The organism is Tenacibaculum skagerrakense (assembly GCF_004345825.1).
Taxonomy (GTDB): domain Bacteria; phylum Bacteroidota; class Bacteroidia; order Flavobacteriales; family Flavobacteriaceae; genus Polaribacter; species Polaribacter skagerrakensis.
In genome coordinates this window covers 282071-295395 of record NZ_SLXM01000001.1, presented here as the reverse complement: position 1 = coordinate 295395, position 13325 = coordinate 282071, and the positions used below count along the sequence as shown (strand labels likewise).

The following is a 13325-nucleotide window of genomic DNA, read 5'->3' as shown; positions in this document are numbered from 1 at the left end:
TTACAAGTTTTTAAGTGCCTTTTTTATCAGTTCTTCTACAGAAGCTGATGGCGATTCTTTTAATATATTGGTTATAACCTTATCTGATTGCTTTCGGGCAAATCCTAAAACCTCTAATGCAGATAACGCTTCTTCTTTATTAGTATTGCTTTCTGTAACCGAAACTTCGTCAAGATCAAAGGTTTTGAGTATTTTTTCTTTTAAATCGATAATAACTCTTTGTGCTGTTTTTGCTCCAATTCCTTTTACAGATTGAATCAGTTTTACATTTTCAGAAGCGATGGCTTGTTGTACATCTTCGGCTGTCATTGACGACAACATAGTTCTAGCAATACTTGGTCCTACTCCAGAAACAGAGATAAGTAGTTTAAAAACTTCTCGCTCTACCTTATCAATAAAACCATACAACGTATGCGCATCTTCTCTTATTGACAAGTGTGTATATAACTTTACATTTTCTTCAGCGGGTAGTGCTCCGTAAGTATTTAGAGAAATGTTTAGTAAATATCCTAAACCGTTGCAATCAACAACAACATAGGTAGGATTCTTCTCTACTAATCTTCCTTTTATTTGGGTAATCATTTGTTTCTGTGTAACAGACGCCTAAAGTAGCAAAAAATGATTAAATCTTGATTAATATTTTTTTTGAGTTATTTCCAGCCCAAATCTTAGGGTTATAAATATAAAAAAAGAGCAACTTTTACGTCGCTCTTTTAAATTATACTCTTTCTAATTGAAATTATCTTAATGATTTTTTCGTTTCTCTCTTTCTTGAGCATCTACAACAGCAACCGCTGCCATATTAACCATTTCATCTACACTTGCTCCTAATTGTAACACGTGAACAGGTTTGCTCAATCCAAGTAAAATCGGCCCAATAGATTCTGCTCCATTTACCTTCATTAACTTATAAGTGATATTTGCAGATTCTAAATTTGGGAAAATTAAAATATTTACTTTTTTACCATATAACTTAGAGAATGAAAACTCTTTTGACAACAATTCCTCATCTAACGCAAAATCTGCTTGAATTTCTCCATCTACAACTAGATCAGGATAGTTTTCGTGCATATAGGAAACAGCCTCTCTGATCTTCTGAGAAGTTTCTGATCTTGTAGAACCAAAATTAGAGAATCCTAACATAGCAACATTCGGCTTCATACCAAACATACGTGCTAAAATACTCGTGTAATGTGTAATTTTAGCTAGTTCTTTGGCTGTTGGATTTATGTTGATAGTTGTATCAGCTAAAAACATTGGTCCTCTTTTAGTTAACAACATATTAGTTGCCGCTACTTTTAAAACACCTCTGTCTTTTTCTATTAATTCTAAAATTGGTTTTACAACAGAAGGATATGGTCTAGAGTATCCTGTAATTAATCCATCTGCTTCTCCTTCATTTATCATCATAGCTGCAAAATAATTACGCTCTCGCATCCATTTTTGTGCCTCTAACAATGTAATTCCTTTGCGTTGTCTTGACTTCCAGTATTTTTCTGCAAAGCGATTTCTTCGCTCCTTTTCCTCAGGAGTTTTAGGATCTATAATGGTTATTTCACCTTCAAAGCCTAGTTCTTCCTTTAATTCCAAAATAATCTCCTTGTTTCCTAGAAGGATTGGAGTAGCCATTTTCTCATCATATACTCTTTGAGCTGCTTTTAATACATCTAAATGATCTGCCTCAGCAAATATTATCTTCTTAGGATTAGTTCTAGCTCTGTTGTGTAATATCCTAACCTCTTTATTACCAGAACCTGATCGATCCATTAACGCGTCTCTATATCGATCCCAGTCTTCTATAGGTTGTTGTGCTACTCCACTATCCATAGCTGCTTTTGCGATTGCTGGTGGAATTTCATAGATCAATCTTGGGTCAAATGGTTTAGGAATAATGTAATCTTTACCGAAAGAAAGACTCACCTCATCATAAACGATATTTACTTGTTCAGGCACTGATTTTTTGGCTAAATCGGCTAATGCATGCACTGCTGCCATTTTCATTTCCTCGTTAATTTTTGTTGCTCTAACATCTAACGCACCTCTAAAAATAAACGGGAAACCTAATACATTATTTACCTGATTAGGATGATCTGATCTTCCTGTAGCCATAATAATATCATCACGAGTAGCTACTGCTAAATCGTAATCTATCTCAGGTTCAGGATTTGCCATAGCAAATACAATTGGATTTTTTGCCATTGATAACAACATCTCTGGACTTACTACATTTCCTTTAGAAAGTCCTATAAATACATCTGCATTATTCATAGCTTCCTCTAAGTCTTCAACATCTATATCCGTAGCAAACTCTGCTTTCTGCTCCGTTAGGTTTTCTCTGGTCTTACGAATAACACCTTTGCTATCGCACATGATAATGTTTTCCCTTTTAGCACCTAATGCTAAATATAAACGTGTACAAGATATTGCTGCAGCACCTGCTCCATTAACAACAATCTTGACATTTTCAATTTTTTTACCATTAATTTCTAATGCATTTTTTAGAGCTGCAGCCGAAATAATTGCAGTTCCGTGCTGATCGTCGTGCATTACAGGAATATCTAATTCTTCCTTTAATCTTCTTTCTATCTCAAAAGCTTCTGGTGCTTTTATATCCTCAAGATTAATTCCTCCAAAAGTTGGTGCTATTGCTTTTACTGTTTCAACAAACTTGTCAATATCAGTGGCATCCACTTCAATATCAAATACATCTATATCTGCAAAAATTTTGAAAAGTAATCCTTTTCCTTCCATTACAGGTTTAGATGCTTCTGGACCGATATCTCCTAATCCTAAAACAGCTGTTCCGTTTGATATTACTGCTACTAAATTTCCTTTAGTAGTATATTTATATACATTGTCTTTGTCTTTGGCTATTTCTAAACAAGGTTCTGCTACTCCGGGTGAGTAGGCTAAAGACAAATCGTGTTGCGTAGCATATTTCTTAGTCGGTACTACCGATATTTTTCCTGGTGTAGGCTTGGCATGATACAATAAGGCCTCGCGTCTTTTACGTGATTGGCTCATAATTTTTTGCTTGATTGTGAATTGACAAATATAAGGTTTGTAATTGAGTATTATAATTTATTAAAAATGATAAATATCATTTTGAACCTTTTTATTGTTTTGAAACTTTGCAGAAACATACTTAAAATACACGTTATGATCATTACAACCCCCGCAAACATTGTAAACGAAGAAGTTACTTGGAACAAAAACAAAACCATTGTTAGTAAAACAGATACATTTGGAACCATTTTATATGCGAACGATGTGTTTTCTGAAGCTAGTGAGTATAGTACGTTAGAGTTAATTGGTGAGCCTCATAATATTATTAGACATCCTGATATGCCCAAAGTTGCTTTTAAGCTATTGTGGGAAGCTTTGAAGCGTGGAGAAAATTTTCACGCTATTGTAAAAAACCTAACAAAAACTGGAAAATACTATTGGGTAATTACTGACTTTACTATTGATAAAGATGAGTCTGGTAATGTTACTGGTTATACTGCCAGAAGAAAATCGGTACCAAAAAGTGTTGTTGATAAAATTGAACCTCTTTACAAAACCTTGTTGGATATTGAAAAAAATAAAAGTGAAAAGGTTAGTGAAATGTACTTCAACGCTTATTTAAACGAGGAAATCGGAAAATCTTATGACGAATTTGTGGTGGATTTATTTGAGGAAGAATCCAAGAAAGAAAAGAAGATTTTAGATAAAGCAAAAAGAATTAAAGGATTACAATGGTTTTTCTTTAGTGAATATGAATAAGAAGCTTTAGGTAAAATCCGAATTGAATTCGGATTTTACTTTTCTTTTATAAAATTGATATTCCTAGTTAAGCCTGTAAACTTAGTTCTCTTAACTGCCGATTTTTTAAACACTTTTTTAAACGTTTCCTCTGTTAATTCTTCCCAATCTCTTTTATTCATTTCTAGCATTGGAGATTTTGGGCTAAACAATGGTTCGTTGTGCGATTTTGAAAATCGATTCCACGGACATACATCCTGACAAATATCACAGCCAAACATCCAATCTTCCATTTTATCTTTAAAAGTTACAGGAATATTATCTCGTAACTCAATTGTTGCATAAGAAATACATTTGCTAGCATCTATATTGTTATTGGGTAAAATTGCTTCTGTTGGACAAGCATCAATACAACGTGTACATTTTCCGCAGTGATCTGTTGTAAAAGGCGCATCATACTCCAATTCTAAATCGATTATTAGTTCAGCCAAAAAGAAAAAAGACCCTTGCTTCTTTTGAATTAATAACGTGTGTTTACCATTCCAACCCAAACCTGATCTTTCTGCCCAAGCTCTTTCTAAAACGGGAGCAGAATCAACAAAACATCGTCCGTTAATTTCTCCAATATCTTCTCTTAAACATTCAAGCAACTCAAAAAGTTTGTTTTTAATCACATGATGATAATCTTCTCCATAAGCATATTTTGCAATTTTATAAGCATCTTTTTGTTGATGCTCCTCGGGGAAATAATTATACGATAATGAAATTACAGACTTAGCTCCTTCCACTAGCAATCTTGGATCTAATCGTTTATCAAAATGGTTTTCCATGTACTGCATTTCTCCATGATAATTGTTTTGCAGCCAACTTTCTAAACGCGGCGCTTCTTTTTCAAGAAAATCAGCTTTCGCAATACCACAGTCTAAAAAACCTAAACGCTTGGCATGCCTTTTAATAAGATTAGAATATTGCTGTATTTTTTTCAAAAAAGAAACTATTTATTAACCACAATATTACTGATAACTTTTAACTTTGTTGTTAACATTTTTTGCTCAATAAAAATACCCCGATAAACGTTTTAACTCTAAAGTAACTGTATCATGAAAAAATTTGTAAAAATCGTTGTTTCTATTCTACTCGTTTTGGTAATAGCTCTGGCTGCCATTCCGTTCTTATTTCAAGATAAATTAGTTGCCTTAGTAAAAGAAACTATTAACAACAACGTAAATGCAAAAGTTGAGTTTTCTGATGCAAATTTAAGTTTACTTAAGAACTTCCCTAAAGCTTCAGTAGAATTAAAAAACGTTACCGTTACAAACTTTGCTCCTTTTGAAGGAGATACTTTAGTGTACAGTGAAAACATACAAATAAAGCTTAAAATTACTGAAATATTCAAGAGCGCCAATAGCCAATTAAATGTTCAATCTTTTGCTATTGACAATTCATTGGTAAATATCATGATTGATGAAAATGGTAATACCAATTATGATATCGCCAAAAAAGATGTAAACGTAACTTCAGATACAACAGAAGAAACGGAACAAGCATCCTCAAGCAATTTCAAACTTTCTTTAAACTCATACGAGGTTACCAAAGCTACAATAAAATATACCGATAAAAAAGGAAACATGAATTTGGTTCTTTCTGATTTTAACCACTCAGGAAGTGGGGATTTTTCTCAAAAAACAACCGAGTTAGACACCAAAACAACCACAAGTGTTTTATTTGAAAGAGGAGAAACTAAATTGATAAACAATCAACATTTAGATTTAAACGCCATTTTAGCGCTTGATTTAGAAAACAGCAAATATGCTTTTCTTAAAAATGAGGCACATATCAATCAGCTTCCGTTAACTTTTGACGGCTATGTTCAGTTGAATAAAGATGAAAGTCAAGATGTAAACATCAACTTTAAAACGCCTTCTTCTGACTTTAAAAACTTTTTAGCTTTGATTCCAGAAGAATATGCTAAAAACATTTCTGATGTAAAAACTTCGGGAGATTTTAGTGTTATTGGAAAAATTGAAGGAAAAGTTACTGAAAAAACAATTCCAACTATTGATGTATCAATTACGTCTAATAATGCTTCTTTTAAATATCCTAGTTTACCAAAAAGCGTTAACAATATTCATATAGATACTCAGATAAAAAATACTTCAGGAAATGTTGACGACACTTATGTTTCTATAAATAGATTGGTTTTTAATATTGATGAAAATAAATTCAGTGGAAACGCTAAAATTAGTAACCTAACTAAGAATCCATACATCAATACCACAATCAATGGGAAAATAGATTTAAGTCACATTAATAAAGTATATCCGTTAGAATTAGAGAATGAGTTAAGCGGAATTATCAATGCAAATCTTACGTCTAAATTCGATATTGATGCCGTTCAAAACAACAAGTATGAACGTATCAAAAACAGCGGTAAATTAGAAATTACCGATTTCCTATTTAGCGGAAAAGAAATGGCAAATCCACTAAAAATCAATTCAGCTAAAGTTGATTTTGCGCCTTCAAAAATTTCGTTGACTAATTTCGACGCTATCACTGGAACAAGTGACTTAAAAGCTACTGGAACAATTAATAATTTACTTGGTTTTATTCTTTCAGACAAAAACTTACAAGGAACTTTTAACCTGAATTCTGATTCGTTTAAAGTAAGTGATTTCATGACGACTGATACTACCACCGAATCGGATAAACCAAAAGAAGAAGAAACAGTTAAAACAGATAAGCCTAAGGAAAATCTTAAAATTCCTGCCTTTTTAGATTGTGTTGTAAACGCAAATGCAAAAGAAGTTTTCTATGACAATTTAAAGCTGGAAAATGTAAAAGGAACCCTAATTATTAAAGATCAAAAGGCAACTTTAAAAGACGTTAACGGTGGAATGTTCGGTGGAAACATCGCCTTAAATGGTGCTGTTGATACCAAACCTGAAAAATCAGTTTTTGATGTTGATATGGGAATTAAATCTTTTAACATTAGTGATTCTTTTAAAAACATCGAATTATTTAAAATGTTATCTCCTATAGCTACTGTTTTACAGGGTAAATTAAACACAGACATTAATCTTTCAGGAAGTTTAAAAGACGATTTTACTCCTAATTTAGCTTCTGTTTCGGGGAAAGCTTTGGCTGAAATTTTAGCAACTAATGTAGAACCTAAAAACTCGAAAGCGTTAAGTTTATTAGATCAAAATTTAGGTTTTGTTGATTTAAAAAAGTTAGATCTAAAAGACATTAAGACAAATTTATCTTTCGAAAATGGAAAAGTAAACGTAAAACCATTTAAGTTAAAATATCAGGATATTGATATTGAAGTAGCTGGAAGCCATAGTTTTGATCAGTTAATGAATTATAATGCAACCTTTAATGTTCCTGCAAAATATTTAGGATCTGAAGTAACAGGATTATTATCAAAATTAGATAGTAAAGATCAAAATGTTTCTGTACCCGTAACTGCTAATTTTTCTGGAAGTTTTACAAATCCAACGGTTAAAACCGACTTAAACTCTGCTGTTAGTAATCTAACTTCACAATTAATTCAAAAACAAAAAAACAGTTTAATTGACAAAGCTGTTGGCGGATTATTGGGTGGTAATAAAGACACCAAATCTTCTGCAACTGGTGACGACAAAAAGGAAAACACTGTTGATAAAGTAAAAGGTGCCTTAGACGGATTATTTGGTAAAAAGAAGAAGAAAAAAGACGAATAGCCAAATTATTCTTTAACATTTTTTAAATAGAAAGTAATTCGTAATTCATTTATGTTTGCTTCGAAAATAAATTAGTATCTAGGCGTAATATTTCGTTTTAGTATTCGTCTTCAAGTTATTAGTTCTCTTTTTACAACCAAATATCAGCTCATGAAAAACATAATTACGTTACTTTGCCTAACTATTATTGCTACATCTTTCGGACAAATCAAAGGAAAGGTTGTGGATAAAAAAAATCAACCGCTTCCGTATGTTAGCGTGTACTTGCAAAATACCTTAAGTGGTACCACAACTAATGATAATGGTGCGTATATTCTTGAAACGAATAAAACAGGAAAACAAACTGTAGTGTTTCAGTTTTTGGGTTTTAAAACCCTGAAAAAAGAAGTGCTAATCGAAAGCTTACCATTTGAATTGAATGTACAACTTATCGAAGAGGAAGTTCAATTAAATGAAGTTACTGTTAACTCTAATGAGAATCCTGCAAACGGAATTATTCGTAAAGTAATTGCTAATAAAGAGAAAAACACAAACAAATCTGGAAAGTATACGTCTGATTTTTATTCTAGAGGTTTATTTAAAATCAAGAATGCTCCTGAGAAAATTTTGGGTCAGAAAATAGGTGATTTAGGTGGTGGATTAGATTCTACCCGAAGCGGAATTATTTATTTGTCTGAAACAGTTTCTAAAATCTGGTACCAAAAAAAGCCTAAGAACTTTAGAGAAGTTATTGTCGCTTCTAAAGTTAGTGGTCAAGATAACGGAATTTCATTCAACAGAGCTGCAGATGTAAACTTCAATCTTTATAAAAACTTAGTGCCGGTTGCTGATGCTAATATATTTTCACCAATATCTAATTACACTTTTAGTTACTATAAGTTCAAATTAGAAGGAACTTTTTATGATAAAAACGGAAAGTTAATTAGTAAAATAAAGATTATTCCTAGAAGAGAAAACGATCGTGTTTTTGGCGGACATATTTATGTTGTTGAAGATGATTGGGCTATTTATGGAGCAGACTTAACAATTACTGGTGAACAAATAAATAATCCAGCAATAGATGTTTTACGTATTAAACAAAACTACAATTACGAACCTAACGCTGGTATTTGGGCATTAATTTTACAAACCATTGATTTTAAAGTTGGATTATTTGGTTTCAACTTAGATGGACGATTTTCTGCTTCTTATTCTAATTATAATTTTCAACCTACTTTTTCTGAGGAAACCTTTGGAAAAGAAATTTTATCATTTGAAGAAAATGCAACCAAAAAAGATTCGGTGTATTGGAATGATTTAAGAAGCGTTCCATTAACCTTAGAGGAAAAGAAAGATTATTTGATTAAGGACAGTATTAAAGTGGTTCGCAAGTCTAAAACATATTTAGATTCTATTGATCAAAAATCAAACAAGTTTACGTTGTTATCACCAATTTTGGGATATTCTTATAGAAATAGCTATGAAAAATGGTCGTTTAATTACGATGGTTTACTAACCAATACTCAGTTTAACACTGTTCAAGGATTTAACTTAGATACAAGAGTTAGCTTTTCTAAAAGAGTGAATGATGAAGGGAAAAGCTGGAATGTAAGTGCTGGTTTAAACTATGGATTTTCTGATAAGCGATTACGCCCTACTTTTAGCTTCTTTAAAAAATGGAATAATATTGATCGTCCTAGATTATCGATTTCTGTAGGAATAGATGTTGTTCAGTTTGATGAGCGTAATCCTATTAGTTCTTTTTACAACACATTGTATTCATTGATTGATAAATCTAACTACGCAAAATTTTATGAAAAAACCTTTGCTCAAGTAAACTTTTCGAAGGAAGTAACTCCAGGTATCGATGTGTTTTCTTCATTTGGTTATGAAGATAGAAAACCGTTATTCAACACAACGGATTACTCATTTTTTAGTAGAAGAAAAACATTTGAAACTAATAATCCAATTAACCCAACTAGCACTTTACCTGCTTTTTCAGAGCACAGTATTTTTAAAGCTCAGTTGGCTACTACTATAAACTTTGGAAGTAAATACATTAGTTATCCGAATTCAAGATTTACAGTTACAAACACTAAATTCCCAACCTTAACTTTAGGGTATCGAAAAACGTTTGGAGCAGATAATTCTGAATTTAATTCTGATATGTTTTTCTCAAGATTGCAACAAAACGTTTCTTTAGGAAATTTAGGTACGTTTGATTATAACGCAAGAGCTGGCTTATTTTTAGACCAAAAAGATATTCCATTTATGGATTTTTACCATCCTTTAGCTAATGAAATAGACTTAGCTCCTTCTAATCGTTTGAGCAGTTTTTCAGTTATGCCCTATTATCAATTTAGCACAAACGATCGTTATGCTGAAATACACACACAGCATAATTTTCAAGGATTTATTTTAAATAAAATTCCTTTACTAAATAAACTGAATTTCCATACTGTTATAGGAGCAAAAGCCTACTTTTCTGGAGACAGAAAACCCTATACTGAATACTCGATTGGGTTAGACAATATCGGATGGGGAAAATGGCGCTTCTTACGCTTAGATTTTGTACAGTCTAACTTCAACGGGCAAAAGGAAAACAGGTTACTTTTTGGAATTAGTTTGTTTGATTAGTTTTAAATAAAATTACTACTGATAATATTTACAGTACAACTTTTAAAATAAAAAGCCCATCATCAAGTCTAATGATGGGCTTTCTTTTGTTCGGCTAGTGTTAAAACAATTAGAGTTTGTTTTTAAAGTAATAGTTATATAAGCTACTTGTAAATTTTAATATTTTCATTTTTCAAAACTGAAAGCCATTCTAAAATTATCTCATGAAAATCATCAGTGGGAAGTGTAAAATTTGAATGTCCTAAATCACTTCCTATTAGCCTAGTATTTTGTTTTTCAACATAAGCTACACCTGCAACATCAGCACCAATATCATTAAACTCCAATACTTCATTAATTACTAACATAAGTTCGGGTAATAAATCTTCCTCTATATCTTTTATTTTATCCCAAAATGCTAAAAAATGAACCAGAATTTGTTTTTCTAAATCATTTGAGCTAACTATTTTTCTGTCAACTTCTATGTTATATTTTTTAAGTATATTCATTTCTTAAATACTTCCCAACAAAGAAAGTCCCGAAAGGTAATAAGGAAAGCAAACACACTATAGAAAATTCTTTAGTACTCCATTTTTGTGGTTCCCATAAGAAGTATGCTAATATTATGTAAGCTACAAATAATAATCCGTGAGGCATTCCCAGCCATTTTACATACGTTGGATTATCGTACATATATTTGATTGGTGTAGCGATAAATAAAAGTAAGATATAAGAAACTCCTTCTAAAAAACTTACTATTTTAAATAGGTTAATCATAACGTTAAAAATTAGCAATTACACTTAAAGATAAGTTTCTTCCGGGAGCTGACAAACCAGACGCAAACTCACGATAATGCTTATCAAAGATATTAGACAATCTCCCTTGTAATTTAAAATTGGTATTAATTTTATAAGCTAGATGAGTTCCAACAATTGCCCAGCTAGGAGAACCATAAAATTTATTAATGTCTTCAGTAGCAGTAGCATCAACAATTGGAGTCAAATCATGATTGTCGATTCCTTCATCTATATTAAAGTCTTCAATACTTTTTTTGGCATTAAAACGGAAGTCTACACCAGCTTCAACATTTTCATTTACATAATTAACATCAAAGTTTCCAAAAAGAGGTGGTATAGACGACATTGGCTCGTCTGTATCAAAAGTTCTTCCTTTTGTATAGGTGATTGAACCTGTGGTGGTCCAGTTTTTATGTAATTTACCTTGATAATTTGCGGTAAACCCAGTAACGTATGCATTTCCTCTGTTTACGTTCGCTAAAATTTGCCTATCTGCAGTAGTATACGTTTCGCCATCATATTCTAAAGAAAATCCAGGGTCGTTAATAGCATCTCTATAAATGTAATTATCTAATAACATATAATATACATCAGCACCAATTCTAAACTTTCTATTGTTAAAATATTTTTCAATTCCTATTTCTGCGTTGTAAGCATGTTCCGGTTTTAAATCAACATTTGGAATTGTTAAAAGATTACTTTTCTCTCTAATTTTACCAACATCATCAATGTTTGGCGACCTAAAACCAGAAGAAAGCACCGCATTTAATTGCCAGTTTTTTGTTGGTTTATATATGTAACCAATAGTAGCTGTTAAAGCAGTATTTGACAAACTAATATCAGCGTCTGGTAAGGTAATAAAAGTATTATCAATCCATCTTGCTTTTAACTGCGTATTGGTTAATCGCATTCCTAAGTTTAACGTCGATCTTTTAGAAACATCCTGTCTATAATTTGAGTACAAAGCAGAACTTAAATAGCTACTTCCACCATCTGGATATCTAGATTGCACTGCAAAATTGTTTGTAAAACCAACAATTTGGTTATTTACAACATCTAATTCTTTTCCATACGAATTAGAATTTACATCGTTATAAGCAACTTCAAATCCGTAACCTAAATTTCTGTTTTTAGCAAGAGCTACAGAAAAATCACCATTTAAACTAAATATATCTACCTCTTCTTCTCTATAACTTCTTTGTAAACGTCCAAAACGCCTTTGAATTCTGCTTTCCTTAACATTTTGATAGGCTAATGTAAATGTTCCTTCGTTTAACCATTTCTTTTTAGGCTGAATACTTAGCTGTGGAGAAATTAACAAACGGTCTTGCGGACCATAATACCATTCTGCAAACTTTAATGAAGAAGGATCTGATTCATCAGTTAGTTCCGTCATTCTATCAAATCTTGGAATATCAGAGGAAGTCGAGTATTGAACATTTATCTTTAAATCAGTATTTCTAGATAAAGGCACATAAAACTTTTGTAAAATATCAGTTTGATTGTATCCTGTATTTTTTTGTGTAGCTAAGTCGGTATTTACAGTAGGATTCGGATTGTAATTTCCATTTAAATTTTCAGAAAAATAAAATACTTTTCCCCAATCTTCAAATCCATGAGAACGATTTTCTCCCATTTTTAAATCGCCAAAATCGCTATAAGACACGCTTGTAAAACTAGCCCATTTTGGAAAACGCAATTCAATAGATCCTTGATTAGTTCTTTCATCATTTACAATTGAATAACGAGAGAAGAAACTTCCTTTGACTTCATTTTCTTGAGATAGCTTTGGTGTTTTAGTATAATAATGAATGGCTCCTCCTAAGGCATCCGATCCATAAATTACAGAAGAAGGACCAAATGCAACTTCTACCTTATCTAACATGTTAGGCGCAACAGTGATCGCATTTTGTAAATGACCTTTACGGTAAATTGCATTGTTCATTCTAACACCATCTACAACTAATAATACACGATTACTTTCCATTCCTCTTAATACAGGACTACCACCACCTAATTGTGAACGTTGAACTCTAATTCCAGGAATAACTTCTAATAAATTAGCAGAAGTTTGTGGTGAGACCTTTTCTATTTCTTTAGCATTGAATACTTGTATTTGCTCAGCAATTCTATTGGCTTTTGCATTACTTTTAAATACAGAAACAACTACTTCATCTAATTGTTCCGATTGTTTTGATAAATAAACTACATTATTATTGGTTAAGATTACTAATTTATCAACAGCATATTCGGCGTAAGAAACATGTGAAAAATAGATCATTTCATTCGAAAACTCCGATATATCTACTTGTCCATTTTCATCTGTAACAGCCGATATTTTTTGGTTCGTATTAAATAAAGCAACCGCTTCAATTACTTTTCCAGTTTCTGCATCGTAAACTGTAATTTGTTGAGAAAAAATAGTTGAGGTTATAAATAAAAAAAGTAAAAAAATCTGCTTCATGA

9 protein-coding genes are annotated in these 13325 nt (G+C 31.9%); 3 read left to right on the top strand and 6 right to left on the bottom strand.

Features of this window, described 5'->3' with window-relative positions; genetic code table 11:
* Both ruvA and EV195_RS01285 read right to left on the bottom strand, forming a co-directional pair.
* On the bottom strand, positions 1-582 hold the full coding sequence (gene ruvA, locus EV195_RS01290; RefSeq protein WP_132791816.1) for a Holliday junction branch migration protein RuvA: 582 nt from the start codon (positions 580-582) through the stop codon (positions 1-3).
* A gap of 162 nt (positions 583-744) precedes the next feature.
* Positions 745-3024, bottom strand: a complete 2280-nt coding sequence (locus EV195_RS01285) for an NADP-dependent malic enzyme (RefSeq protein ID WP_132791814.1) — start codon at positions 3022-3024, stop codon at positions 745-747.
* A 135-nt stretch (positions 3025-3159) separates the two neighbouring features.
* Between EV195_RS01285 and EV195_RS01280 the strand changes: the two genes are divergently transcribed.
* Positions 3160-3765, top strand: a complete 606-nt coding sequence (locus EV195_RS01280; RefSeq protein ID WP_132791811.1) for a PAS domain-containing protein — start codon at positions 3160-3162, stop codon at positions 3763-3765.
* Between the two features lie 35 nt (positions 3766-3800).
* Here EV195_RS01280 and queG read toward each other — a convergent pair whose 3' ends face one another.
* A complete protein-coding gene (gene queG, locus EV195_RS01275; RefSeq protein WP_132791809.1) occupies positions 3801-4730 on the bottom strand; it encodes a tRNA epoxyqueuosine(34) reductase QueG in 930 nt (309 codons plus the stop codon).
* Positions 4731-4844: 114 nt separating this feature from the next.
* Here queG and EV195_RS01270 point away from each other — a divergent pair, with 114 nt between their 5' ends.
* Both EV195_RS01270 and EV195_RS01265 read left to right on the top strand, forming a co-directional pair.
* A complete protein-coding gene (locus EV195_RS01270; protein WP_132791806.1) occupies positions 4845-7466 on the top strand; it encodes an AsmA family protein in 2622 nt (873 codons plus the stop codon).
* A gap of 150 nt (positions 7467-7616) precedes the next feature.
* Positions 7617-10082 carry a DUF5686 and carboxypeptidase regulatory-like domain-containing protein gene (locus EV195_RS01265; protein WP_132791803.1) on the top strand — a complete coding sequence of 822 codons (2466 nt, stop codon included), beginning with the start codon at positions 7617-7619 and terminating at the stop codon, positions 10080-10082.
* A 143-nt stretch (positions 10083-10225) separates the two neighbouring features.
* On the opposite strand, the gene EV195_RS01260 is transcribed toward EV195_RS01265, so the two are convergent.
* From EV195_RS01260 to EV195_RS01250, 3 genes are read right to left on the bottom strand one after another with little or no spacing between them, the layout of a single operon-like run.
* Positions 10226-10570, bottom strand: coding sequence for a hypothetical protein (locus EV195_RS01260; protein WP_132791800.1), 345 nt, complete (start codon positions 10568-10570; stop codon positions 10226-10228).
* A complete protein-coding gene (locus EV195_RS01255; RefSeq protein ID WP_132791797.1) occupies positions 10557-10838 on the bottom strand; it encodes a DUF3817 domain-containing protein in 282 nt (93 codons plus the stop codon). The genes EV195_RS01260 and EV195_RS01255 overlap by 14 nt, the downstream gene beginning before the upstream one ends.
* Before the next feature lie 4 nt (positions 10839-10842).
* Positions 10843-13323, bottom strand: a complete 2481-nt coding sequence (locus EV195_RS01250; RefSeq protein ID WP_132791794.1) for a TonB-dependent receptor — start codon at positions 13321-13323, stop codon at positions 10843-10845.
* Positions 13324-13325 lie beyond the last annotated feature (2 nt).

Bases quoted from the DNA above. Each gene is read 5' to 3' on its own strand.
- ruvA (WP_132791816.1), bottom strand. From the start codon at position 582: ATGATTACCCAAATAAAAGGAAGATTAGTAGAGAAGAATCCTACCTAT.
- EV195_RS01285 (WP_132791814.1), bottom strand. From the start codon at position 3,024: ATGAGCCAATCACGTAAAAGACGCGAGGCCTTATTGTATCATGCCAAG.
- EV195_RS01280 (WP_132791811.1), top strand. From the start codon at position 3,160: ATGATCATTACAACCCCCGCAAACATTGTAAACGAAGAAGTTACTTGG.
- EV195_RS01270 (WP_132791806.1), top strand. From the start codon at position 4,845: ATGAAAAAATTTGTAAAAATCGTTGTTTCTATTCTACTCGTTTTGGTA.
- EV195_RS01265 (WP_132791803.1), top strand. From the start codon at position 7,617: ATGAAAAACATAATTACGTTACTTTGCCTAACTATTATTGCTACATCT.
- EV195_RS01260 (WP_132791800.1), bottom strand. From the start codon at position 10,570: ATGAATATACTTAAAAAATATAACATAGAAGTTGACAGAAAAATAGTT.
- EV195_RS01255 (WP_132791797.1), bottom strand. From the start codon at position 10,838: ATGATTAACCTATTTAAAATAGTAAGTTTTTTAGAAGGAGTTTCTTAT.
- EV195_RS01250 (WP_132791794.1), bottom strand. From the start codon at position 13,323: ATGAAGCAGATTTTTTTACTTTTTTTATTTATAACCTCAACTATTTTT.